The organism is Armatimonadia bacterium, from assembly GCA_039679385.1.
GTDB lineage: Bacteria > Armatimonadota > Zipacnadia > Zipacnadales > JABUFB01 > JAJFTQ01.
Window position 1 is genome coordinate 33162 of record JBDKVB010000053.1, and the last position, 25002, is coordinate 58163.

The 25002-nt window shown below is 64.1% G+C and carries 15 protein-coding genes; 13 read left to right on the forward strand and 2 right to left on the reverse strand.

The window, feature by feature from the left end; all coding sequences use genetic code 11:
- Window positions 1-79 precede the first annotated feature (79 nt).
- The 8 genes from ABFE16_05725 to rhaI all read left to right on the forward strand — a co-directional run bounded on the left by ABFE16_05725 (window position 80) and on the right by rhaI (window position 11373).
- Window positions 80-1699, forward strand: coding sequence for a CTP synthase (locus ABFE16_05725; GenBank protein ID MEN6344785.1), 1620 nt, complete (start codon window positions 80-82; stop codon window positions 1697-1699).
- Window positions 1700-1919: 220 nt separating this feature from the next.
- Complete coding sequence (locus tag ABFE16_05730) at window positions 1920-4289, forward strand: UvrD-helicase domain-containing protein (protein ID MEN6344786.1); 2370 nt, start codon at window positions 1920-1922, stop codon at window positions 4287-4289.
- Between the two features lie 41 nt (window positions 4290-4330).
- Window positions 4331-6274: a DUF6785 family protein gene (locus ABFE16_05735; GenBank protein ID MEN6344787.1), complete on the forward strand. Its 1944-nt coding sequence runs from the start codon at window positions 4331-4333 to the stop codon at window positions 6272-6274.
- Window positions 6275-6396: 122 nt separating this feature from the next.
- Complete coding sequence (locus ABFE16_05740) at window positions 6397-7044, forward strand: hypothetical protein (protein ID MEN6344788.1); 648 nt, start codon at window positions 6397-6399, stop codon at window positions 7042-7044.
- 427 nt (window positions 7045-7471) lie between these two features.
- The gene (locus ABFE16_05745) at window positions 7472-8443 is read left to right on the forward strand and encodes a BadF/BadG/BcrA/BcrD ATPase family protein (GenBank protein MEN6344789.1); all 972 of its coding nucleotides are present in this window, start codon (window positions 7472-7474) and stop codon (window positions 8441-8443) included.
- Window positions 8444-8503: 60 nt separating this feature from the next.
- Window positions 8504-9250 (forward strand): sugar isomerase domain-containing protein, encoded by a 747-nt coding sequence (locus ABFE16_05750; GenBank protein ID MEN6344790.1) that lies wholly within the window; start codon window positions 8504-8506, stop codon window positions 9248-9250.
- 54 nt (window positions 9251-9304) lie between these two features.
- Complete coding sequence (locus ABFE16_05755) at window positions 9305-10042, forward strand: SIS domain-containing protein (protein ID MEN6344791.1); 738 nt, start codon at window positions 9305-9307, stop codon at window positions 10040-10042.
- Window positions 10043-10146: 104 nt separating this feature from the next.
- Window positions 10147-11373: an L-rhamnose isomerase gene (gene rhaI, locus ABFE16_05760; GenBank protein ID MEN6344792.1), complete on the forward strand. Its 1227-nt coding sequence runs from the start codon at window positions 10147-10149 to the stop codon at window positions 11371-11373.
- 104 nt (window positions 11374-11477) lie between these two features.
- On the opposite strand, the gene ABFE16_05765 is transcribed toward rhaI, so the two are convergent.
- A complete protein-coding gene (locus ABFE16_05765) occupies window positions 11478-14969 on the reverse strand; it encodes a hypothetical protein (GenBank protein ID MEN6344793.1) in 3492 nt (1163 codons plus the stop codon).
- 67 nt (window positions 14970-15036) lie between these two features.
- Window positions 15037-18357, reverse strand: a complete 3321-nt coding sequence (locus ABFE16_05770; protein ID MEN6344794.1) for a LamG-like jellyroll fold domain-containing protein — start codon at window positions 18355-18357, stop codon at window positions 15037-15039.
- 249 nt (window positions 18358-18606) lie between these two features.
- On the opposite strand from ABFE16_05770, the gene rpsO reads away from it, so the two are divergent.
- From rpsO to ABFE16_05795, 5 genes are all read left to right on the forward strand, one after another.
- Window positions 18607-18876, forward strand: a complete 270-nt coding sequence (rpsO, locus tag ABFE16_05775; protein ID MEN6344795.1) for a 30S ribosomal protein S15 — start codon at window positions 18607-18609, stop codon at window positions 18874-18876.
- A gap of 319 nt (window positions 18877-19195) precedes the next feature.
- Entirely contained in the window at window positions 19196-21460 is a 2265-nt protein-coding gene (gene pnp / locus ABFE16_05780) for a polyribonucleotide nucleotidyltransferase (GenBank protein MEN6344796.1), read from the forward strand.
- A gap of 187 nt (window positions 21461-21647) precedes the next feature.
- Window positions 21648-22538: a 4-hydroxy-tetrahydrodipicolinate synthase gene (dapA, locus tag ABFE16_05785; protein ID MEN6344797.1), complete on the forward strand. Its 891-nt coding sequence runs from the start codon at window positions 21648-21650 to the stop codon at window positions 22536-22538.
- Between the two features lie 53 nt (window positions 22539-22591).
- A complete protein-coding gene (locus ABFE16_05790) occupies window positions 22592-23173 on the forward strand; it encodes a uracil-DNA glycosylase (GenBank protein MEN6344798.1) in 582 nt (193 codons plus the stop codon).
- Between the two features lie 69 nt (window positions 23174-23242).
- Window positions 23243-24964 carry a ribonuclease J gene (locus ABFE16_05795; GenBank protein MEN6344799.1) on the forward strand — a complete coding sequence of 574 codons (1722 nt, stop codon included), beginning with the start codon at window positions 23243-23245 and terminating at the stop codon, window positions 24962-24964.
- Window positions 24965-25002: the final 38 nt, after the last annotated feature.

Below are 25002 nucleotides of genomic sequence, written 5' to 3' on the forward strand. Positions count from 1 at the left end.
TACCGTGGCCCCCTCTCCGGGGCCACGTGGTGGGCTGCAAAGGCAACTGACGCACGACAAACACAGAGGGCTGACTTGCATGACCAAGTACGTATTCGTTACCGGTGGGGTCGTCTCGGGGATCGGCAAGGGCATCACAACTGCGTCGCTGGGGCGCTTGCTCAAGAACCGTGGCTTCCGTGTTGCTATGATGAAGATGGACCCGTACATCAATGTCGATGCCGGCCTCATGAACCCCTTCCAGCACGGTGAGGTCTTCGTCACCGACGACGGCGCAGAGACCGACCTCGACCTCGGCCACTACGAACGCTTTGTCGACGAGCCGCTCAGCCGGGTCTCGAACGTGACCACGGGCCAGGTCTACGACACCGTCATCCGCCAGGAACGCGAAGGCGGCTACTACCTGGGCCACACCGTGCAGATGATCCCGCACATCACCGACGAGATCAAAGCACGGATCCGCCAGTGCGCCAAGAAGCACGAGGCCGACATCTGTATCGTCGAGATCGGCGGCACGGTCGGTGACATCGAAGGCCAGCCCTTCCTCGAGGCCATTCGCCAGATGCGTCGCGACGAGGGCCCTGAGAATGTGTGCTACGTCCATGTGACGCTGGTCCCCTTCATGGGCACCGTCGGGGAACTCAAGACCAAGCCGACGCAGCACAGTGTCCGTGAGCTCCGCAGCGTGGGCATCTCACCGGATATCATCGTGGTGCGTGCTACCACCAAGCTCGACAGTGCGGCCCGCGAGAAACTCGCGCTCTTCTGTGATGTGCCGGTCGCCAACATCATCGAGTCGATAGACTTCCCGGGGAGTCTGTACGAGATCCCGCTGCTGATGGAAGCGCAGGGCATTGCCGACCTGGTGACCGACGAGCTTGGGCTCGAAAGCCGCAAGGCGGACCTCGCCGAGTGGCAGGGGATGATCGACCACGTCAACAAGCCCTCCGACCGAGTGACGGTGGCGATGGTCGGCAAGTACATGGACCTGCGTGATGCCTACCTGTCCGTTACGGAATCCATTCGCCACGGTGGTATCGCCAACGACTGCGCCGTCGAGATCAAGTATGTGGACTCCGAGAAAAACATCGAGGCGGACGGGCCGGAGGCACACCTCTCCGATGTAGACGGCATCATCGTTCCCGGCGGCTTCGGCGACCGCGGGATCGAGGGCAAGATCGCGGCCATCGGCTATGCCCGGCGCAACCAGATCCCGTACCTGGGGCTCTGCCTGGGGCTGCAGACCGCTGTCATCGAGTTCGCACGGAACGTCTGCGGGCTTGAGGGTGCGCACAGTCGGGAGTTCGACAGCGAGACGCCGCACCCGGTCATCATCTACCTCAAGGAGCAGGAGTACATCACGGAACTGGGCGGCACGATGCGTCTGGGGGCCTACCCCTGCAAGATCAAGCCGGGGACGCTGGCGAACCGCCTGTATGACTCCCTGGACATCTCCGAGCGCCATCGGCATCGCCTGGAAGTCAACAACGCCTACCGCGAGCGGCTGGAGCAGTGTGGGATGGTCTTCTCGGGCACTTCCCCGGAGGGTGACCTGGTCGAAATGGTGGAGATCCCCGACCACCCGTTCTTCATCGCCTCGCAGTTCCACCCGGAGTTCAAGTCGCGGCCGAATCGCGCACACCCCTTGTTCCGGGGTGTCGTCGAGGCGGCCCTGCGACGCAAGAACAGCCGGGCGTAAGACTCAACTGGTTGCTGCGAGTCTCGGGCGACAGAGTCGGACACGCGGCTCTGTCGCCCCTCCTGTTTGTGAGGGCCAGGGTGTCCGCCGCCTCCCCCTGGGGGCGTCCTTCAGACCCTTCTCCTTGGTCGTTCTGTCGTGTATAGTAACTGCCGCCGCATCCCCGGGGCAGCGGGTGTCTCCTCCGCTCACTTTGGTCAGCCGGTGATCTCCTTTGTCTTTGCTTGATGAACTAAACCCACAGCAGCGCGAGGCCGCTGAGGCCGTGGAAGGTCCTGTACTCATCTTCGCGGGTGCAGGGAGCGGAAAAACGCGTGCGCTCACCTACCGTATTGCGCACATGGTCCGCGACTGCAAGATTCCACCGGGGACGATCCTCGCCGTCACCTTCACCAACAAGGCTGCCGGGGAGATGAAGGAGCGCATCCGGAAGCTGATCGGGTCCAGTGCCCGCGGCATCTGGGCCGGCACCTTCCACTCGACTTGTGCCCGCATCCTCCGCGAAAACGGCGCGGCAATCGGCATCCCTGAGAACTACGTCATCTACGATGAGGCGGACCAGCGGGCTGTCGTCAAGCAGGTCCTTGCGGTCCTGGACATCGACTCCAAGCAGTACAAGCCCGTCGACATCCTCTACGCCATCAGTGCTGCCAAGAATGAGCTGATGGGACCACAGCAGTACTCCCGCACGAGCAAGGGCCCCTTCGACGATGTCGTGCGCCGGGTCTATGGCCGCTACCAGGCCCTGCTGCGGGACAACAACGCACTGGACTTCGACGACCTTCTGATGCGGACGGTGCAACTGCTCCAGGACCACCCCAAGGTGCTTGAGAAGTACCAGGAGCGGTTCCACTACATCCTCGTAGATGAGTACCAGGACATCAACATCGCGCAGTATAAGTTCGTGAATCTCCTGGCTGCCCGGCGGCAGAACATCTGCGTGGTCGGCGACGACGATCAGGCGATCTACGGCTGGCGCGGGGCCAATGTAGGGCTGATCCTGGCCTTCGAGAAGGACTACCCCACGGCCCGAACTGTGAAGCTGGAGCAGAACTACCGCTCGACGCAGAAGATCCTCGAGTGCGCCTACGAGGTCATCAAGCACAACAAGGGCCGCCAGGCGAAGAAGCTGTGGACCACCAACCGACCGGGCGACAACCTCCTCCTTTACCAGGCGGTCAGTGCGGAGGAAGAGGCGGAGTGGGTTGCGGAGGCCATCAAGACCCAGGTCTCCTGTGGGCTTGCACAGCCAGGCGACTACGCGATCCTGTATCGCACCAACGCCATGTCCCGGGTCTTCGAAGAAGCCTTCATGCGGCTGCAGATCCCCTATGAGATCGTCGGCGGCATCCGCTTCTACGAACGCGCGGTCATCAAGGACTTCATCGCCTACCTGCGAGCGGTCTACAACCCGGCAGATGCCGTGGCGATGCAACGCATCATCAACGTTCCCACCCGGGGGATCGGCGACAAGACCGTCGCCGCCATCCACATCATGGCGGACAACAATAGCTGCTCCATGTACGAGGCGGTGCGCTACTGTGCCGTTGATGTGAACCTCTCGGACCGTGCGCGCCATGCCGTAGCGGGGTTCTATGACCTGATGGAGAGCCTGCAACGCAAGGCGGCGACGCTGCCGCTGACCGACCTCTGCCGCGCAGTGGCGGAGGACAGCGGCTACCTGCGATCGCTGGAGGAGTCCGGGAATGCCGACGACGCGGCCAAGGCTGAGAACGTGCGCGAGTTCGTGTCCCTGGCCCAGCGTTTCCAGGAGACAGCGGACGACCCCACTCTCGGGCGGTTCCTCGAGCATCTCGCGCTGATCTCCGACCTTGATCAGGCGCAGGACTTCGGCAGCAAGGTCGCACTGATGACCCTGCATGCCGCCAAGGGCCTTGAATTCCCGATTGTGTTCATGGTCGGCATGGAGGAAGGCATCTTTCCGCACCAGCGCAGCATGGGTAACGAGCACGAGCTGGAGGAAGAGCGGCGTGTGTGCTATGTGGGGATCACCCGCGCGCAGCAGGTGCTCTACATGACCCACGCCTTCCGGCGGACGATCTATGGTCAGCCCCAGTACCAGAAGGCGTCGCGGTTCCTCGACGACCTGCCGGAAGACCTTGTCGACCGTCAGGCACAGCTTACGGACCAGATGCAGGCGTCGCTGCTGGGAGATGAGGAGGAACTGGGCGAGAAGGACTACGGCGGCCACAAGATCGACCTGACGGATATCATGTCACGCATCAGGCGCAATGGTGAGAAGGCCAAGCAGCGGACAGAGGACGAAGCCAAGAAGGCGAAGGAGCGCTCTCGTCCTGTACCTCCGGCGAAGGGGGCGGAGACAGAGTCTGTGGTGCAGGAGGAGAAACCGCGACGCAAGAGGAATAACACGTCCCCAACGCCGCAAGCGGAACAGACAGGCCCCGTGGTGGAGTTCCAGCCGGGCGATCATGTGCAACACCCCAGCTTTGGTGGTGGCACCGTCGTGGCCGTATCGGGCAAGGGGAAAGAGGCGATCGTCACCGTCGCCTTCCCCCGACAAGGCGTCAAGCAGTTGATGGTTGCGTATGCGCCCATCCAGAAAGTCTGAACACCGGGCAGAGGACGTTGCCTGCCGTCCGAAGGATGCAGATGAAACCCAAGGAACCTCGCGGTTCGCGCGGTGTGACGCCGCGTGCTCTCATCTTCGGTTGCCTGCTCTTGCCCCTGAACGCCTACTGGGTCACCCAGATGGAGACGACCCGGTATCAGGGGCATCCGACCACCGTCTCACTGCTCTACAACGCAGTCTTTACCCTTCTCCTCCTCGTGGTTCTCAGCGCGGCACTCCAGCGGATCTCCCCGCGGTTGGCCTTCCACCGCAATGAGCTGCTGGTCATCTACTGCATGCAGTGCATTGGCTCGGTCCTCACCGGGCACGACCTGGCGCAGGTCGTTACGCCCCAGATCATCATGCCCTACTGGCTGGCGACGCCTGAGAACAAGTGGGAAGACCTCTTCTTCCAGTACATCCCCAAGCATCTGACCATCAGCGATCCGAAGATTTGGCGCCCTGCCTTCGACGGCGGTACGACCTTCTACACGAAGGAGCGGATCCTGGCGTGGCTGGGTCCGGCCGGCAACTGGGCCACCTTCCTGGCGGTTCTGTCGCTGATGATGCTGGCGATGAACACGCTGCTGCGCAAGCGCTGGATCGACCGGGAGAAGCTGACCTACCCGATCACCCACATGCCGCTCGAGCTCACGCGACCCGGCGCGCCGCTCCTGCGCAACAAGCTGATGTGGATCGGCTTCGCTCTGGCGGCCACCGTTGATATCGTCAATGGCTTGCACGAGCTATACCCCAGCATGCCGCTGATCAAGGTGCGCGTGGTCCACTACGACGCCTACATGTCCACGCTTTTTCGCGGCTATCCCTGGGGCGCACTGGGCGGCACGCGGATCTCCTTCTACCCCTTCGCCATCGGTATGGGGATGCTGCTGCCGCTCGATCTTGCCTTCTCCTGTTGGTTCTTCTACCTTTTCTGGAAGTGCCAGTCGCTGCTCTCTGCGCTGGTGGGCCTGAACCGGATTCCCGGCTTCCCCTATGTCCCCGAGCAGTCCTCGGCGGCCTATCTGGGTCTGTGCGCCTTCTCCCTGTGGATGGCTCGCGACCAACTGGGTGAGATCTGGCACGGGCTGATGAAGGGCGGCCACTATCGCGATGAGGGCGAGCCGACGAGCTACAACACAGCCCTGTGGGTTCTCCTCGGCGGCACCGTCTACCTGACTATCTTCGCGGCACGGATGGGCATGTGGATCTGGCTGGCGGCGTTGGTGTTCATCATCTACTTCATGATATCACTGACGGTGACGCGCGTCCGGGCTGAGCTCGGACCGCCGGCGCATGACCTCCACGGTGGTGGGCCTGATCTGATCCTGACGAATCTGTTTGGTACTGCCCCGGGCATTCTTGACGCCAAGCAGCTCACGAACCTGTCCATGTGTTTCTGGTTCAACCGCGCGTACCGGGCGCATCCCATGCCAATCCAGCTCGAGGCCTTCAAGATCGCAGAGGCGGCGGGCATACCCCTGCGGGGCATGGCCGTGGCCCTGGCACTGGCGGTTGTAGTTGGCTCCTACTCCGCCTTCTGGGCGCAGATCCACCAGTACTACACCTACGGGATCGCCGCCAAGATGCATGAGGTTGCCCAGATCTTCGGGCGCGAGCCCTTTCAACGGCTGCAGTCGTGGCTGGTGACGCCCTTCCCAACACGCTGGCCTCGCATCGGGGCTTACGGGACGGGCTTTATGTTCACGCTGATCCTGATGTTCCTACGCGTGAACTTCGTGTGGTGGCCCTTCCATCCGGTGGGGTACGCCATCTCGTCGAGTTGGTCGATGAACTGCCTGTGGCTGCCGATCCTGATCGCCTGGGTCATCAAGGCCACCATACTGCGCTACGGTGGCTACAAGATGTTCCAGGGCGCGATCCCTATTGCGCTGGGGCTGGTTCTGGGCGAGTTCGTGGTGGGGAGCATCTGGACCCTGATTGGGATCATCCTGCAGATCAATACCTACGCCTTCTGGGTGTAGGTTGGTTGGGTTGGATCGAGATTCTGGGGTGCTATGCGGAACAACTGCTTGACAGTGAGCGTCTACTACTATAATCTGTAGTAGCAACTCGGGTGGTCTTCGCACCAAGGGAGGCAACAGCCATGTTCCGCAGACAACGTCAAGCAGATTGCACACCAGGGCGTCTCCTTCTCGGGCTGGGGGTCTGTGTGGTCATCGCGGTGATCCTGGCGGGCTGTGGGGGGGACGATGAGTACTACTACCCGCCCTATGACGAGTTCCCGCACTACAAGCGACTGACGATCCTTCTGAACGTCTCCGACGCGTCGGCTCGCGCTCTGGGTGGCGTGACAGTCTGGGTAGACGGGATCGCGCAGGCGGAGCTGACCTCCTGGGACTACGTGACCCTTGGCAACGGGTACCCGATCGATTGGCAGGGGTTCCAGACGAACTGGGTCAAGGCCGGTTTCACGGTGGCCCTGTATGACTACAATGACCGCGTCAAGGTAGAGGTCGTCGTGTCGAAGGCCGGCTACTACTCGCAGTCCACGAGTTTTTGGATCGACGACTCGCTGACAAACGATGTGCGCGCACGAGAGACTTTTGTGATGGAGCCGAATCTGGGGCCGGCCTCGGCGGGAGTTAAAAAGCCGCGACCGAAGGCACAGCCCGGTGAGGTCATCAGCTTTGGGAAGGGCGCCAGTTCGGCCCATGTGGACAAGGCGATGTACCAACTCTCCGCAGCAACCGAGGCCGTACTGGTGCGACGCGAGCCGCTCGTGATTGGCTAGAGGGTCCGGCAAGAGCAAAGCAGTGTATCAGGGCGGAGGCAGCCTCAAGGAAGGCGGCCTCCGCCTTTCGCTTTTTGGGGAAGGAGTCTGCGGGGCGTCTGTGGAATACCCTGTCTGCAGGACCGTGGGTCTCGGGGAGCGCCACGTGGTTTGGGCGAGACCGAGGGCCTGGCCTGACGGCACGTCGGCTGGTTGGCCGACGGCTGGAGCAGGCGTTGCAGATTTGCGGGGCCGACGGCGGGCTAGGAGCAGCGACGGACCCCGGCCGTCAGGTCTTCGAGGAGATGAGTGTGGGATGAAGGACAGAGATCGCAGGGCTCCGGCAAAGCCGGCAAAGAAGACGCAGAAAGAGCTCAAGGAGCGACGTCAGAAGAAGCACGAGAAGGAGAAGCCCTCGACCGGGGTCGTGTAGGGCTACGGTACTTTCATGCGATACGTACTCGGACTTGACGGTGGCGGCACGAAGTGCGATGCCGTCCTGATGGATGAAGAGGGAAGGGTGGTAGGCTGGGGACGGGGAGGTTCGACGCACGGTCTGTATGTCGGTGAAGAGGCCGCCTACCGGTCGGTGCATGACGCCGTCCTGGGGGCGGTCGCCGACTTCAAGCCCCAGATCGACCGAGTCGCCGGGGCAGCGCGCTGGGCGGCCATGGAGGAATGGCTGGATCAGTCGGTGCCCCGTGAGCACTTCGTGCCGGTCTCCGAGGTCACCATGGGTTTGGCCATGGCGCTTGCGACCCATGGCGTCCTGGTGCTTTCGGGAACCGGCAGTTTCGTGAATGCTCGCTCGGCCGACGGCCGATCAGTGCATGAGGGCGGACAGGGGCCGATCATTGCCGACGAGGGCAGCGCCCATCACATCGGCATCCTGGGCATCCGGGCCGCCTTTCGCTCACATTGGTCTGAAGCGCGGCACACCTCCCTGGCCGAGGCGATCCCGCGGGCCTACGGTGTCGAGAAGCTGCGGGACGTGTTCAACCTGCTGTACGTGGATCGGATTGGGCGAGCGCAGATCGCGGCGGCCGCCAAGACGGTCGACGAAGAGGCCATGAAGGGCGATCGTGTCGCGATCCGGGTCCTTGAGCAGGCCGCGGACGAGCTCGGCGAGCTCCTCGTAGAGGTCATCCGTGGCATCGGCTTCGAGGATACCGACGAGTATCTGGTAGCGACGGGAAGTGTGGCCCAGGGCTCCAGCATCTTCTGGAATCGCCTCTGCCGCATCGCCCACGAAGTGGCTCCACGACTACGCCCGGTTCAGCCCAAGATCAAGCCGGTGATGGGTGCCTGCCTCCTGGCCCTGCGTGACCTTGGGGTCGAGTGGACACCTGAGCTGCCGGCGCGGATTGAGCAAACGCAGACGGGCGTTCCCCGTCACCGAGCGCAGGATTCCGGCGGTTAGTCCCGGGGTCCTGCGTCGCGAGATAGTGCAGACAGAAACCCCAAACCCAAGGAGCGGGCCATGCTTGCCCTCAAGCTTCTCAATAGCTTCCGTGAGCAGTTCGACAAGCTCGAAAAAGAGCAACTCGATCGTATCGACCAGGCCGCCGAGGTTGTTGCCAACTCGGTGATGAACGGCGGCGCCTGGCACGTCCATGATACCGGACACATCATCGACCGCGAGCTCATCCATCGTGGCGGCGGCCTCATGTTCATCCGGCCCTTCTCGTGGCAGTTCTCGGTCAACGATCCGCTTCCGAAGTGCCGACGCGAGCGCCCACCAGTCGACCCCGATTACAACGTGGCGATGGAGACCGTTCGCCTGGCGGTGGCGGCCTCGGGTATCCGCAAGGGCGACGTCATCACCATCGGCTCCGTGAGCGGCCGGTCACTGCCGCAGATCGAGCTGGCCCTGGAGTGCAAGCGCATCGGCTGCACGGTGATCGTGATCTCCTCGGAGAACTACTCCTCGCAGGTCGAGTCCCGCCACCCGTCGGGGAAGCGCCTGTATGAGTGCGCCGACATTTTCATCGACAACCAGGCCCCGCTGGGCGACGGCCACATGGAAGTGGAAGGCTACGACGTGCCGGTGTTCCCGCTGTCGGGGATCAACGCAGCCATGATCATGTGGATGGTCGTGGCGGGCGTCATTGAGAAGATGACCGCCGCCGGCAAGCAGCCGCAGGTCTGGAAGAGCGCCAACATCGATGGCGGCGGCGACCGCAACAGCCACCTCGACCGCGAAGTCGTCGACGTGATCGGTTACTGATTCCCGCTCGGGCCGCCAGGACGAAGCACTCGAGCCCAGGTGACGAGATACCCCATGGCAATTGATCGCTACATCGAAGCCGTACAAGGTGGGCTGCGGCAGCTTGCCGAGACTCAGCAGGAGCCGATGCGAGAGGCTGCCGAGGTCATCACGGAGGCCATCGTCGATCGTCGGCAGGTCTTCTCTTTTGGCGCCTCGCACTCGTTCATCCTTACGGAAGAGATGGTCTACCGCACCGGCGGCCTGATGCTGGTGAACCCCATCTACCCGCAGGGGATGAACCTGATGGTGCGTCCGCTGACGATGACTTCGCAGATCGAGCGTCTTCCAGACTACGGGGCGCTGCTGCTGCGCAACTCGCCGGTGAAGGCGAAGGACGTGCTGATCCTGTCTTCGACCTCCGGGCGCAATCATGTGATCCTGGACATGGCCCTCGCGGCCCGCGAGATGGGAGTGACGACGATCGGCATCACCGCCCTGGACTACTCGCGGGAGGTCGCGAGTCGGCACCCGAGCGGCAAGCGGCTGTTCGAGCTGGTGGACGTGGTGATCGACACCTGCAGCCCCAAGGGGGACGCTGCCGTCGAGTTCGAGGGTTTCGCTCAGAAGTCGGGACCCCTGTCGACGGTCCTGGGCTGCACGGTGGTGAATGCCCTGATCTGCCAGGTGATCCAGAATCTGCTGGATCGTGGGGAGACGCCGCCGGTGTTCATCAGCGCCAACCTCGACGGCGGGGACGAGCACAACGCCCGGCTGCTGGAAGAGAATCGCGACCGGATCCACTACTTGTGAGCGCCCTGTGGGGCGTGTAGACTATCCCAAGATCGGAACAGGGCCGGCGGCTGCCGTCGTCGCCACACCGGCTTTCCCTCGTACGCTCAGAAGGAGACCCTGATATGTCCTACAACCTCAAAGACGCCTACAGACTGCTGTGTGACCAGCTCGCCGACCGCAAGGTCGATGTGGAGGCTGTGAAGGCATGCCTCAAGGCCCAGGTGATCGAGACGCCGAGTTGGGCCTACGCTGACGGCGGGACGCGGTTCAAGGTCTTCAAGCAGGCCGGAGCTGCCGTCTCCATCCAGGAGAAGCTGCAGGATGCCGCCGAAGTGCACAAGCTCACCGGCGTATGCCCGCGGGTGGCCGTGCATGTGCTATGGGACTTCGTCGATGCTGATCCGCTGGAGGCCAAGGCCTACGCCGAGTCCCTGGGCGTCAAGATCGGTGCGATCAACCCGACGCTGTTCGAGCAGGACGAGTACAAGCTGGGGTCGGCCTGCCACCCGTGCCCGAAGGTGCGGCAGAAGACCATCCAGCACATGCTCGACTCCGTGGAGATCGGCAAGCAGGTCGGGTCCGACTTCCTGAGCCTGTGGTTCGGCGACGGGACCAACTACCCCGGCATGGACGACTTCCTGGAGCGCAAGCACCGGATGGAGGAGGCCCTGCAGACCGTGTACAAGGCGATGCCCGCGAACATGGTCATGGGCATCGAGTACAAGATGTTCGAGCCCGCCTTCTACCACACGGATATCGCCGACTGGGGAATGGCCTGCAAGTTCGGCGAGAAGTGCGGACCGAACGCCAAGGTGCTCGTGGACCTGGGGCACCACGCCCGGGCCACCAACATCGAGCACATCGTCGCCTTCCTGATCGATGAGGGACGCCTCGCAGGCTTCCACTTCAACAACGCCCGCTACGCGGACGACGACCTGACCTTCGGGTCGGTCAATCCCTACGAGGGCTTCCTGATCTACAACGAGCTGGTGAAGGCCGAGGCGAAGGACCCCAACCTGCACATCGCCTACATGATCGACCAGAGCCATAACGTGAAGCCCAAGATCGAGGCCATGATCCAGACGGTCGAGAGCATCCAGTTCACCTACGCCAAGGCCCTCTGCATCGACCGCAAGGCCCTTGCCGAGGCTCAGCGGAATGGCGACATCGTCGGGGCAGAGAACGTCATGCAGCAGGCCTTCTTCCTGGACGTGCGGCCGCTGGTGCATGTCGTCCGCGAGGAGATGGGTGTGCCGACCGAGCCGCTCAAGGCCTACCGCGAGAGCGGGTACCAGCAGAAGATCGAGAGCGAACGCGGCATTCGCAGTGGTGGTGGCGGTCTGGGGTAGCAGGCGTCCCGTCACGGGCAACCGAATCCCGAGAGCACAGAGAACCAGAAGGGCGGCAGGCCATGACCTGCCGCCCTCTTTGCTGCCTCCGAAGGGGTCCTATGTTACTGGGCCGAAGGTGCGCCGGCGGTCCAGCAGGGGACCCTGACCTCGTCGCCGGGGCCATAGTCGTAGATGACGAACCGTACCAGGCCATCGCCGTCGCGGTCGCTGAAGGCCTCGGCCAGCTTCGCCTTCTCTGTCGCCTCGACGAGCACGCACTTCGTGCTCCCGGTCACGTCCTTGAGCCGGTACAGGGCGCTGCCGTCTTCGTTCGCGAGGGTCTTCCCGGCATAGTACTGCCAGGGCGCCATCCGCAGGCTGATGGCACTGGTGACCGCTCCGTCGTCGACCCCGGCAACGCTTCCCTCTCCAATCCTCGGGTCCAGGCCCAGCTTGATCTCAACGAGCGGACCGTCAGCGCGCGCTGCCTTCACCAGGTAAGAGGCATCGCTGCCGTCGTCGTTGCGCAGACGCACCTGGCGTCCGACGAGGGCTTCCGGTGCGGGGGCAAGCCCGGCGAACCTCACCCGCAGCGTCGAGTGGCCCCAGTCGCAGCTCTCGATCTTCCCGGTGCACTCGCCTGTGGCTTGCCGCAGCGCCATGCCCGCCTTGCGCAGGAAGGTGCCGCCCAGAAGGACTGCGGTCTCGGGCTTCCCGTTGCGCTCGCGCCAGAAGGCGTAGAGGGCATCCGTCTCGAGCCCGTCCTCAGTCCGACACAGGCCTCCGCCGGTGCGCTGGAACACAAAGGTGTCCGTGAAGCCCGTGCCTTCGACACGTATCGCCAGGGGCTCGAAGCCGTCAACGGGCGTTCCGGTCACCCGAACCGGCACAACACGTCCGAGACGGCTTTGCTTCTCGTAGGGCTCCAGGACGGAGAGGAACTGGCTCGCGAGAGGAGCCTTGCCCTGCTGCTGCCAGACCGCCCAGGTGATCTCGTAGTTGGACTTGCCGCCGGGTGCCTTGCCTTTCGCCGTGGCGAGCTTCCCGCCCGAGGGCGACACACAGGTTAGTCGCAGGCCCAGGTCTGTCTGGTCGCGGAGAGCATAGTCGAGACTCCAGGGGCCGGTCGGCGTTCCTCGCGCCACATCGTACAGGAAGGCGAAGCAGGACAGGTCCGGGTGGACCTTGCGGATCTCGGTGTCGTCCCCGTACTTGCTGTCGGGGCCGGCCAGAGTCCCCGTGGCCTGCGGCGTCATCGAGACGCCCTGGAGTGTTGCCTCCCCATCCGGTCCGTGGAAGCTCCAGTACTGCGTCTCGCCGCCGAAGACGCGCTCCAGGGTCACGCCGTAGCAGTCGCGGTCGTCGATGTCCACCAGGGCAATCAGTCGCTCGCGCTTGGGGCGCGGTGTTGCCTCGCCCATGAGCTGGGATTCGGCGATGGCCACACGAGCCGGTGCGGAATCGGCGAAGCTGGTGAGCTTGCCGCGACCGAAGTCCCGGGTGCTGTACTTGTCCACGTGGGTGACGTAGTGGGTGCCCCAGTTGGTCTCCCACGAACCGGCGTAGGTCCAGCCGACGGGGTAGCCCAGTTCCGGCAGCAGCTTTCGTTGCATCGCTTCGAAGCCCATCGTCAGCATGTCCGGGTGCGCGTGCTGCAGCGTCCGGCCGTACCGCATCCAGAGGGCACGCTGGCGGTCACCTGTGCCTGACCGGAGGATCGCGTGGCCGAAGCCGTCGAGGATATCGCTGGTCTGCTGAACCTGCCATCCGCGTTCCTTGCCGACCTTCTCTACTTCCGCTCTGAGGGCTGGGTCCTGTACCTGCGAAGGCACCTCGCCCTTGGGGCCCCACAGGGCCTGGGCGAACTTGGGGTCGCGAGTGAGGCTGAAGATCTCGGCGAAGCTCCCGGGCACCAGCGGATAGCCCTGTTGCGGCGCCGGGATGCTGGGTCTGCCTGCACCGCCGGTGTCGCCTGCGCTGGGATAGGTGCGACCGATCAGGCTGTCATCGAGCGGGAAGTCGTAGAGCCGGCGGAACTTGGGATCGCGCGCCAGGGACACGAAGCGCGGTGCCTTGTACAGGTCCGGGTACACCTGTGCGACCCGGTCGAGCAACAGGATCAGCCGGGTCATGTCACCGATCTGGATGCCGTTGTAGCCCTCCGACTCATGCCCGGCGCCATCCTTGAAGTACTCGTTGGTGAGGGCATAGCGTATCCCGTTGGTGTTCAGGAGCCAGTCGATCAAGTCCAGACCCCGAGGTGTGCCCATGCCGAGCGCCACGGTCGCGAGAGTGGTTTCCTGCATCGGCCAGTTGCGGGAGACGGCGTTGTCCAGACAGGCCTGTGCCGTCACCCGATGAACGCCGGCCTCGATGAAGCGGCGGAAGTCCTCAAGGGATTTGATCTCGGGGTGATAGTGCGTCTGGCAGAACCGCACCAGTTCCGCGTCACCGTCGAGCAAGTCGAAGATGAGGTCCCAGGCCTGCGCAGCCTCTTCCATCCGCGGCGTGTCCCAGTTGGGCTGGATGTAGAGGAAGGAGCCTGAGAGCCCCTTCATGCGCACGGTCTCCGGCGCCCCCACGGGCCCTCGGAGGATCGCGTCACGCACCGCCATCTTGCGGTGGTTGAGGTTAAGCGCCATGTCGAGCTGGCTCTCGGCGAAGCGGAACAGCGCAATCGCGGCCTTGTGGGCGTAGCGCTTGTCGCCGGTTGTGACGGCGGCCTGAGCACAGTCGACCACGGCGGGTGTGAAGGTGCGCATGTAGGCTTCCCACTCGTGGTAGTAAGCCACGAAGGGATAGCGCCAGGGGACGCCGGTAGGGGAGATGACCGGGCTCACCGGCTCGCACCCGAAGCCGTCGTCGGGGAAATCGCCGGAGTGCATGTCGCCCTTCTGGAAGTCGTTGGAGGGGAACCAGTTGCCACAGCTCGGGCAGCCGACCTTCCAGGGGTGGTTCTTGGCGTCAAAGATCCAGGGGTAGAACCCACTGCGCCCCTCGTAGATCTTGGTGCCGCAGACGGGGCAGCCCTTCCCGCGCGGGGCCTCACCGGAACTCAGAACCATGAGGCACGTGCGAGGCACACAGGGCCCCGGGATGACGTTGAACACCTCGTCATCGCTCATCGCCAGCCAGGCGGATGCTCGTCCCGAGGCAGGCGCCTTCGAGTCCCGGAGACGCTGCATTTGGGCTTCGGTGTGCAGCGTGCGACGCTGCTTCAGCTCGCTGTAGCCAGCATCACCCACGGGCCACAGGCGCGGGAGTTTGATGCCCTCCCAGTCACGCGTCTCGTAGACCGAACTCCAGGGAAGCACCGACACCGGGAGGTCGAGCTGCCCTCCTGCACCCTCGAAGTGCAGTGTCAGTTCCCCGGGCTTGAGCGCGCGGAAGTAGAACCTCTGCACGGTGTCCTTGGGCCAGCGGTCGAACAGATCCAGCTCAGCGGGAACGACGACCTTCAGTTCGCCGGACTGTGGCGGCTGCTCCAGCGCGACTCGGAAAGTCTGCCCCGGAAACACCCATAGCGGACGGTCGAGGACCTTTAGCGCGGCCCGGCACGGCAGAACACAGATGACAAGCAACGCCAGCGACAGGCAAACAGGCCAATCGCGCATGGTCGCAGCTCCCTTCTTGTGGGCCATCCTCCTGGACACGGAGGGCGACAGTGCCACGAGCCGAAGGCTACCGGCTCACCCTCATGTAAGCGTCCCTGGTAAGGCCGGAGGCGAGCTCTTCGACGTGTATCCGCCACAGGCCGGGCACATCGTTGGGGGCGAGCCTGGCGGTCACCTGCACCTGACCGTCCTTCGCCCCGTAGTAACCGCTGAATTCCGCTGCCCTGCCGTGCGGGTCGAGGATGTCGAGTCTGACCGGCACCACGGCGTCGAGGGGCTTGCCGTCCTCGCCGAGAACCGCTGCCTTGAAGGTGACCTCGTCGCCGGGCTTGGCCTCTGCAGGTGCCTCGACGCTGACTGCCGACAGCGCCTGCGAGGTGACCATGTACACGCGGCCCTCACAAGGACCGAAGTCAGCGGCGATGGTCAGGTTCCCCTCTGCGAGGCGCGCCGTGATTTCGCGTCGGGCCAGCAGGTCGTACACATGGCCGCCCCGAGCCAGGGTCAGCGTGCTCGAAGTCGGCAGACCGTTCTCCATCACGAGACCGTGGTGGCCCACGTAGTCGCCGAACTCACGCAGGTCGTTCACTGCGAACAGGTAGTCCGTCGCGCCGTACTGCCGGACGCGAGTGATGACGTCCGGGGCCGAGGAATCGGCATGGCGGCTGTAGCGTGCGTCGAGAGCCTTGCGCAGATCGGCGGCCGCTTGCAGGTTGAGGCCACGACCCTTGTCGGCCTCCTTCGGGCGGTCGTGACGCGGCAGCAGGAGGTCGGGCTTCAGCGCCGGGCACAGGTTCTCGTCGCCGAGGAGGAGGCCGCCGCGAGCCTGGAAGGCCTTGATCTTGTCGACCACTGAGCGGGTCAGGACATCGCAGTCCACTGCCACGAGGACCTTGTAGCCGTCCAGGCCTTCCTTCTGCACGGTCTCGTCGTAGACGATCTTCGGTTGCAGTTGGGCGTACATGAGGATCAGGTAGGCGTCACCGGCCCAGCCGCCATTCCAGCCATAGGTGCCACGCTGGGCGAAGTTCTGGGAGGCGAAGCTCTCCAGGAAGGCGACATCGCTGGGGCGATCGGGGACCTGCATCAGCGCCGGACCGAGGGGCTCGACGACCGACCTAACCAGCCGCCGCAGCTCGTTCTTGGTCTCTGGATGGGTGTAGCAGTACGAGCTGGTGCTGCCCTCGACCGGCACCAGGGACTGCCACCCGTGGTACATGATGCCCTGGATTGGTCGTGCCATCTTGGTCCAGAAGGCCTCGCGCAGGTGCATCGGCGCGATCGTGATGAACCGGGCGTCCGGGATCTCGCGCTCCCAGGAGGCCTGGTAACGTCCCTGGGCATCCACTCGTCCCGTCCCCGTCGGCCTCGTGTCCTGGTCGTTGAAGGTGGCGGTCTGCGCCTGTGCCTGCTCGCCCGGTTCCGGTGCGGTCTGCGCGCGGTACCAGATGATCTGGGTCATCTTCATGACCTGCTGGTCGGGCCGCGAGGCGCCCTGGGCCATGCAGAACAGCTCGTCGGTGCACAGACCGATGCGGATCGGGTCGGGATAGGAGTACGTCCAGTGGGACAGCACATCGACGTTGCCGCCGCTCCCGTAGACGGACTGGACCCTCACGGCGGGGTCGTGGAAGGTCCACAGGTCCTTGCGGCCGGTCGACTTGAGCCCGGCATCAACGGCCGTGTGCAGGTCGTTCCATCCGTCTCCCTGCTTCCACAGCCACTTGTAGTAGACGTAGAGCGGGTAGTCGTCGGGGATGACGCGGTCCGCCGGGAAGTCCTTGAGGTCGGTGTACTTGACGCCCCAGCGGTTGCCCGCCTCCGCCGGGATGTCATACCCGGCGAACTTGCGGAAGGCCTCGCGGTCGCTCTCATGGAAGCAGGGAGCGGAGTCGCTGCGGACCTCAGTGTGGATGAGCGCCGTCGTCAGGTCGGGATGGCTGCCGTAGGTCTGAGCCATCGAGGCGCCGACGTTGTAGCAGAAGTCGCGGACCTGGGGCAGGCTAGCGCATACATCGGGACGGTCCAGGGCTTTGCCGGTTCGGTCAACGCGCTGCACCTCGGTCTTGCTACGCGCCCAGCTCCCCGGCGAAAGACTCGCCACAGCGCCGACGCCTGCAGCAAGGGCTCGGTCGAGATCGGCGTAGACCCTTGCGCGGTCCTCGGGCTTGCCGGAGACAATCGGCTTGCCTGCCTCCCAGACGGCCGCGAGGTCGATGGGAACACCGATGGCATGGGTGAAGCCGATATCCTTGAGGCGGTCGACCTCGCCCAGGCCTGCGCCCCACATGACGACGGGCATCGTGTGCGGCATCGGGCGAGGCACAAGGGTAAGGGTGAACTCGTCGCGGCTGTGCAGTGGCGTGTCTCCGGGGACGTCCACCTCGGCTGCAAGCTTGTAGGTGTCCGGTCGCAGCGACGTGTCCAGAGCGTAGGACACCGTCTGCACGGCACCGGGTGCGATCTCGGCCAGTGTCATCTTCTGCGGCGCGAAGTTGCCCAGCGTCAGCGTGACCGAAGCGTCCTTCACCGGCAGGCGCTGCAGGTTCTTCACCGCGAAGGCCAGGTCGGCACCCGGCTCCATCCTCACGAAGGTCTTCCGCAGGGAGGTTAGGGAAAGGGCCAGCGGACGGAACTCCAGCACACCGTCGCAGAGGCGCACCTGGTCGAGGATGCCGGGGAAGCCGTGGAAGTAGCTACCGATACGGTCGCCGAGGACCAGGTCCTTCTTGCCGGGCGCGATGCCCTTGCGACCGGGGAGGTAGGTGCTGCCGGCTGCGCCGCCATCGACATAGAAGCAGCCTGTCCCGTTGCCGTCATAGGTGAAGGCGATATGCCGCCACTGGTCCGGCGGGAACTTGACGGGGAGAGAGGCGCAGGTCCCCGTGTCGGTGCCGAAGCCCAGACGCATGATGATGGTCCGAGACCCGGCCCCGTCATCCGGCCCGAGGGTGAGCTGGTAGTCCGTGTTGTCGACGTACTTCTTGTCGAGCAGGAAGGCCTCGGGATAGCCCTTGATCTCGGCCTTGGGCTTGACCCAGAGCTCGACAGAGAAGGCCCCGGTGGGGCAGAGCGCCGGGTTGTTACGGGCCGAGGCGTAGTGAGGCTTGTCTTCAACCGGCCAACCGCAGAAGGACTCGAGGCCGCCGCCGAGGAGCCCTCCGGGAACGAACTGAGCGCCGCGCAAGGTCAGGTCATTGCCCTTACCGGACATGTCCTTGCCCGGTGTATCGCCGTCGAACTGCCACAGAGCGCGGACATGCTTGCCGGTCGCATCGTCCCCGGTGTAGGCTTGTCGGAAGGGCTCGGAGAGCTCTTGGGCGGTGAGGGGAAGCGAAAGCAGAAGGCAGCCTGCAAGGGCGAGAACTGGGGTCACAAGGGGATGCATCACGACACCTCCGTCTGTAGGCAGGCCGTCAGACCTGCTCAGGTACCGGGCAGGGGGTCCTTCTCCGTCGCGCTTTACACGACCTCTGCGGCTGTGGTATCATGCAGCCATCGACACAGGTCCTCTCACTGGGCTTCCCGACCTTCCGGCGAGTTGCTCGGTCAGAGGCGCGATGATATGACGTCGCTGTGTCGGCAGTCGCAGGGACTACCACCCCCCAGGCGGCTGTAAAGGAAGCGAGGTGGTTGCATGTCGTTGGCCAAGGACGATAAGGCCGCGATCATTGAGAAGTACAGGGCGCACGAGTCGGACACGGGGTCGGCGGAGGTGCAGATTGCTCTCCTCACCGGGCGCATCGAGTACCTCACCAAGCACCTGCAGGAACACCGCAAAGACCACCACTCCCGCCGTGGGCTGCTCAAGATGGTCGGGCAGCGCAGAAGGCTCCTCAACTATCTGCGCAACACCAACATCGAGAAGTACCGGGCGCTCATCGCCGATCTCGGCATCCGCCGCTAAGTGTTGAAACAAGTCGCGGAGGCGATCTTTTCGCCTCCGCGATATGTTACGTCTGCAGGCCTTTGCTTGCCTGCAGGCATCTACCAAGGGTCAGGAAGGGCGAGGGAGACGACGGGGAATCAGGGAAAGCAGGGGTTGAGTTGAGACACCCTCACGGGTGCAGCAGGCCCAAAGCAGACGGGTCTTTGCCTCGGCGGCACGCGCACTCCTCACGGGTACGTCAGCGAGACTGCTCCGCATGCGCAGCGCTCCTACCCCCTGTTTTCCCTGCTTCCTCGCACCGTCTCTCGCCCGCTCCGACCAGTCCCAGGAGGACAGAATGGTCCATAAGGTAAGCTGTGATTTTGCTGGACGAGAGCTGACTTTTGAGGTCGGCAAGCTCGCACTACAATCCGACGCCGCTGTTGTGGTCACCTACGGGGACACCGTAGTCCTCGCCACCGCGAACGTGACCGATGAGCCGATTCAGGCCAACTTCGTGCCGCTGCGGGTCGACTTCGAAGAGAAGATGTACGCCGTGGGTCGCATCCCGGGCGGCTTCTTCAAGCGTGAGGGCAGGCCCTCCGACGAAACCGTCATCATGGGTCGGTCCATCGACCGCCCGATTCGCCCGCTGCTCCCCGACGGTCTGCGCAACGACGTCCAAGTGGTCATCAACCCCCTGTCGGTTGAGTCGGACTCCTCGGTCAGTCTCGTTGCCATGATCGCCGGTAGCGCCGCGATGCACATCTCGCGGGTCCCCTTCGACGGCCCCTTCGGAGCCGCGCAGATCGGCCGCGTGGATGGCGAACTCGCTGTGAACCCAACCTTCGAGGCCCTGCGCGAGGGCAAGCTGAACGTGCTTGCCGCCTGCACCCGCGACGGGATTGTTGAGCTCGAAATGGAAGGCGACCAGGTCTCCGAGGCCACCCTGCGCGAGGCCCTCGAGATGGCCCACGCGGCCTCGCAGCCGGTCATCGACGCCATCGAAGAGCTCCGTCAGGTCTGCGGCAAGCCCAAGGCTGACTTCCCGCTGTGGGCGCCGGACCCGGCTATCGTCGACCTCGTCACCTCGCAGTTCGCCGACCGTGTCCGTGCCTGCCTCGACGCTCCGGACAAGGCGAGCCGCAATGCGGACACGGCAGCGGTCGTCAAGGACGTCGTCGCTGCACTGCCCGAGGAACTGGCGGGCAAGGAGTTCGACGTCGAGTATACCGTCGAGAAGCTGCAGAAGAAGCGGCTTCAGGAGATGGTCCTGGACGAGGGGCGCCGCGTCGACGGTCGCACCTTCAACCAGGTACGGCCGATCACCTGCGAAGTTGGCTTCCTGCCTCGTGTGCACGGCTCCGGCCTGTTCACCCGTGGCGACACGCAGGTCATGACGGCGACGACCCTCGGCGCCTTCCGCGACCAGAAGCTCGTGCGCTCCCTCGACGAAGAGGAGTACACCCACTTCATCCACCACTACAACTTCCCGCCCTTCTGCACCGGCGAGGTCCGCGGTATGCGGTCCCCTGGTCGGCGCGAGGTCGGCCACGGCGCTCTTGCCGGGAAGTCCGTTGAGTACGTCATCCCTGAGGATGCGGACTTCCCCTACACCGTGCGTCTGGTCTCCGAGGTCATGGGCGGCGACGCCTCGACCTCCATGGCCAGCGTCTGCGCGTCCTGTCTGTCGCTGATGGACGCCGGCGTGCCGATTAAGGCCCCGGTGGCCGGGATCTCCATCGGCCTGGTCCTGCGAGATTCCGAGAACTACCGGGTCTTCGCAGACATGCAGGCCATCGAGGACTTCCTCGGCCACATGGACTTCAAGGTGGCAGGCACCCGCGAGGGCGTCAACGCGATCCAGGTAGACACCAAGCTCACCCACCTGCCGCTGCAGGTCTGCTTCGATGCTCTCGACCTGGCCCGCGAGGCCCGGTTGGGCATCCTGGACATCATGGCGGAGACCATCCCGTATCCGCGCACCGAGCTTTCGCCCTATGCGCCGCGCATGTACTCGGTGACCATCCCGACCGACAAGATCGGTATGGTGATTGGCCCTGGCGGCAAGAACGTGCGCAAGATCCAGGACGAGAACGAGGTCCAGATCGACATCGACGATACCGGCACCGTGTTCATCTTCGGTATGGATGGCGAGAAGGCCAATGCCGCACGTCAGATCATTGCCGACATGACCCGCGAGATCGCCGTTGGCGAAGTGTTCAAGGGTCGTGTGACCGGCACGACGGCCTTCGGTGCCTTCGTTGAGCTCATGCCCGGTCGCGAGGCGCTGGTGCACATCTCGCACCTGGCCTGGGAACACATCGCAAAGACCGAGGACATCGCCAAGGTCGGCGATACCATGGAAGTCAAGGTCATCGAGGTCGACGACGAGGGCAAGATCCGCGCCAGCCGCAAGGAACTGCTTCCCCGACCGGCCGGCATCCCTGAGAGCAGTGGCGGCGGCAGCCGACCTCGTGGCGGTGGCGGCCCCTCCCGTGGTGGACGTGGCGGGTCCCACAGCGGCGGTTCGCGTGGCGGAAGCCCCCATGCTGGCGGAGAGGGCGGCGAGTTCGATGCCGGACGCGGCAAGTCCTACTTCCGCGAGAAGAAGCGCGACTAGCTGGTAGCTACTAAGCCGGGGGTCTGACTGAGAACATCAGGCAGGCCCCCTTTTGCCCACACAAAGGCGGGCAGGGATCAGCGGCGGTACGGGGAAATACCGGGGGGTGCAGAACGGGGTCGGCGAGCGGTGATACACTGAATGGTCGCGCGCGCAGTCTGATCGTGTGCGCATCTCGGAGGACGTCATGCCCAGACTCGGTTACCTGCTTACCGCGATGGTGACCCCCTTTGATAGTGACCTGAAGGTCGACTACGACCGATTGGCCGCATTGTCCTGCAGGCTTGTCGACGAAGGCTCTGACGGGCTGGTAGTTGGAGGAACGACAGGCGAGTCACCGACCCTGTCGAAGGACGAAAAGCTGCAGATGTGCCGCGTGGTGCGGGAGGCAGTTGGCAGCGACGTGATCGTCGCTGCGGGGACAGGCGGGAACGATACCGCTGCCTCCATCGAGCTTACACGTGCTGCTACGGAACTGGGTATCCTCGACGCCGTAATGCTGGTGGGACCGTACTACAACAAGCCTCCGCAGGAGGGCTTCTACCAGCACTTCAAGGCCTGCGCTGCAGCTACCGACCTGCCTGTGATCCTGTACAACGTGCCGGGGCGCACGGGCAAGAACATCGAGGCGGCTACGGTCCTGCGGCTGGCGCACGAGGTTCCGAATATCGTTGCGGTCAAGGAAGCCTCGGGCGATCTGGTGCAGGTGAGCCGTATCTGTGCCGGAGCACCTGACGGCTTCGACGTCTACTCCGGTGCCGATGAGTTTACGCTTCCCATGCTGGCGGTCGGCTCGGTCGGCGTCATCAGCGTGGTCTCGCATCTGGTCGGCCCGGATATGGCCAGGATGCTCCAGGCCTTCCACACGAAGGACACGGAGACGGCCTGGCGACTGCACCACAGGCTGCTGGACATGTTCGAGGCCTGCTTCCTGCCGTCGGGGAACCCCGCCTGTGTAAAGTACGGGCTGGAGGTTCTGGGCTTCCCTGTTGGCGGCTGCAGGCTGCCGATTGTCCCGCCCAGCGAAAAGGACAGCGCTCGGATCAAACAAGTCTGCGAAGACCTCGGGCTCCTCTGAAGGATAGCCCACCCAGGCCGTCGCCTGCGTAGTCGACGGCCGACGACGGGGCCATGAACCGACAGTCTTGTGCCAACCTGCTGGCTGAGATTGCACAGGAGGTGCAGTCCTGCGCGAAGTGTCCTCTCGCGCAGGGCCGTACCCTTGCGGTTCCCGGTGAGGGGCCACTGGACGCTCGAATCATGCTGATTGGCGAGGGCCCCGGGTTCCAGGAGGATCAGCAGGGCCGGCCCTTTGTGGGGCCTGCCGGTGAGTTGCTCAATCGGCTGCTGGGACTTGCCGGGTTGCGTCGCGAGCAGGTGTTCATCACCAACATCGTGAAGTGTCGGCCACCGAACAACCGGGAGCCCCTGCCGGAGGAGGTGGCCCAGTGCCGCGACTTCCTCAACGGTCAGATTGCGCTCGTCAACCCGAAAGTCATCTGCACCCTGGGCCGTCCTGCCATGCACACTTTGGTCGATGCGACCGCCTCGATCACCCGCGAGCACGGCAAGCCCCGGAGGGTTGACGGGATCCTCTGCGTGCCCCTGTACCATCCTGCCGCCGCGCTGCACCGGCAGGATCTAGGACCTCAGTTGGAAGCCGACATGCTGAAGCTGAAAACGATTCTTGAGCAAGCGCTGGGCCAGGCCTGACGGATCAGGCCCCGGGCTGGTGGATACTGGACCAAGGCCCGGCGTATCACCTCTGCTGTGAATACCACTATGAGTAACCTACCAGATGCACCGTCGTCGTTGCGCGTCATTCCCTTGGGCGGAGTTGGGGTGATGGGCAAGAACATGATGGTCCTCGAACAGCGCGGCGAGCTACTGATCGTCGACTGCGGCCTCATGTTCCCCAACGAGGATACCCCCGGGGTAGACCTTGTGATTCCCGACCTGACCTATGTGCTCGACAACGCCGAGCGAGTTGCCGGGGTCGTGCTGACCCACGGGCATGAAGACCACATCGGCGGCCTGCCCTTCCTGCTGGAGCAGATGCCTGCCCTGGTGTGGGGGACTCCGCTGACGCTGGGCCTGCTGGAGAACCGGCTCTCTGAGTTCGAGCCGTCAGCCGGCACTGAACTGATTCCCGTCTCGGCCGGCGACACCGTGCAGGTCGGGAGCTTCACGGTCGACTTCTTCCGGGTCAACCACTCGGTGCGCGACGGCGTTGGTCTGGGCATCCACACCGACCAGGGCCTCGTGGTCCACACCGGTGACTTCAAGTTCGACCAGACCCCGGTCGACGGGATACACACCGACTTCCAGGCACTGGCACAGTTCGGCCTCGAGGAGCCCCTGGCGCTGTTGTCCGACTGCACCAACGTGGAGAGACCGGGCTTCGCCGGTTCGGAGTTGGAGGTGGGGCAGAGGTTCGAGGAACTATTCGCCCAGGCCAAAGGTCGTATCATCGTTACCTGCTTTGCTTCGCACATCGCCCGGATCGAGCAGGTCTTCAAGTACTCAGAGAAGGTTGGCCGCAAGGTCGCCATCGCTGGGCGCAGCATGGTGCGGAATGCTCGCGTGGCTCGCGAACTGGGGTATCTGTCGGTGCCCGAGGGCACCGAGGTGCCGCTGGAGGTCGCCTCGGAGATGCCACCCGAGCAGGTAACGATTATCGCTGCCGGTAGCCAGGGCGAACCCTTCTCGGCTCTTGCGCGCATGGCGGTTGGCGAGCATCGTTGGATTGAGGCCGGCGAGGGCGACACGGTCATCATCTCGGCCAGCGCGATTCCCGGCAACGAGAGCATGATCCTGCGCAACATCGACAACCTGTTCCGCAATGGCGCGCACGTGATCTACGGTCGCGACGAAGGGGTTCACGTCTCCGGTCACGGCAACCGCGAGGAACTGCGGCTGATGCTGAGCCTGACGCACCCGCAGTATGCTGTGCCGATCCACGGCGACTACCGTCATCTGGTGCTGTACAAGGACCTCGCCGAGGAAATGGGCATACCCGAGGAACGCGTGCTCATCATGGAACTGGGGATGGCCTACGAGTTCAAGAACGGCCAGGTGCGACAGGTCAGCGGTATCCCCAGTGGCGCAGTCAACGTCGATGGTCTCGGCGTGGGCGATGTCGGCGATGTGGTGATCTCCGATCGACAGGCCCTTGCCGAGGAGGGCATAGTGCTGCCCGTGCTGGCTCTCGATGCCACGACCCATGAGATCGTGGGCGGGCCGGACATCTACTCGCGCGGCTTCGTGTACATGAATGAGTCGGAGGACCTCATCGCCGACCTCAAGGAGACCGTGCTGTCGATCTATGACAAGCAGGCCGCCGAGGGCCCGATTGACCCCGAGCGGCTGTACGACAGACTACGCTCAGGCATTGGAAAGCGCGTCGACCAGCTCACCGGAAGGCGCCCGATGGTCGTCCCGGTCATCCTCCCGATCGGTGAGGAGGCGCCGCGGGAGATGGACAGCGACGCCTTCCTGCCATGACCTGCCCGGTGCGAAGCTAACCCAGAGACACCCTTCGA

What these genes read in the sequence shown, in the direction of transcription:
- ABFE16_05745 (MEN6344789.1), top strand. Translation starts at nt 7,472, where the DNA reads ATGCGATACGTACTCGGACTTGACGGTGGCGGCACGAAGTGCGATGCC.
- ABFE16_05765 (MEN6344793.1), bottom strand. Translation starts at nt 14,969, where the DNA reads ATGCGCGATTGGCCTGTTTGCCTGTCGCTGGCGTTGCTTGTCATCTGT.
- rpsO (MEN6344795.1), top strand. Translation starts at nt 18,607, where the DNA reads ATGTCGTTGGCCAAGGACGATAAGGCCGCGATCATTGAGAAGTACAGG.
- pnp (MEN6344796.1), top strand. Translation starts at nt 19,196, where the DNA reads ATGGTCCATAAGGTAAGCTGTGATTTTGCTGGACGAGAGCTGACTTTT.
- rhaI (MEN6344792.1), top strand. Translation starts at nt 10,147, where the DNA reads ATGTCCTACAACCTCAAAGACGCCTACAGACTGCTGTGTGACCAGCTC.
- ABFE16_05795 (MEN6344799.1), top strand. Translation starts at nt 23,243, where the DNA reads ATGAGTAACCTACCAGATGCACCGTCGTCGTTGCGCGTCATTCCCTTG.
- ABFE16_05725 (MEN6344785.1), top strand. Translation starts at nt 80, where the DNA reads ATGACCAAGTACGTATTCGTTACCGGTGGGGTCGTCTCGGGGATCGGC.
- ABFE16_05740 (MEN6344788.1), top strand. Translation starts at nt 6,397, where the DNA reads ATGTTCCGCAGACAACGTCAAGCAGATTGCACACCAGGGCGTCTCCTT.
- dapA (MEN6344797.1), top strand. Translation starts at nt 21,648, where the DNA reads ATGCCCAGACTCGGTTACCTGCTTACCGCGATGGTGACCCCCTTTGAT.
- ABFE16_05790 (MEN6344798.1), top strand. Translation starts at nt 22,592, where the DNA reads ATGAACCGACAGTCTTGTGCCAACCTGCTGGCTGAGATTGCACAGGAG.
- ABFE16_05735 (MEN6344787.1), top strand. Translation starts at nt 4,331, where the DNA reads ATGAAACCCAAGGAACCTCGCGGTTCGCGCGGTGTGACGCCGCGTGCT.
- ABFE16_05755 (MEN6344791.1), top strand. Translation starts at nt 9,305, where the DNA reads ATGGCAATTGATCGCTACATCGAAGCCGTACAAGGTGGGCTGCGGCAG.
- ABFE16_05750 (MEN6344790.1), top strand. Translation starts at nt 8,504, where the DNA reads ATGCTTGCCCTCAAGCTTCTCAATAGCTTCCGTGAGCAGTTCGACAAG.
- ABFE16_05770 (MEN6344794.1), bottom strand. Translation starts at nt 18,357, where the DNA reads ATGCATCCCCTTGTGACCCCAGTTCTCGCCCTTGCAGGCTGCCTTCTG.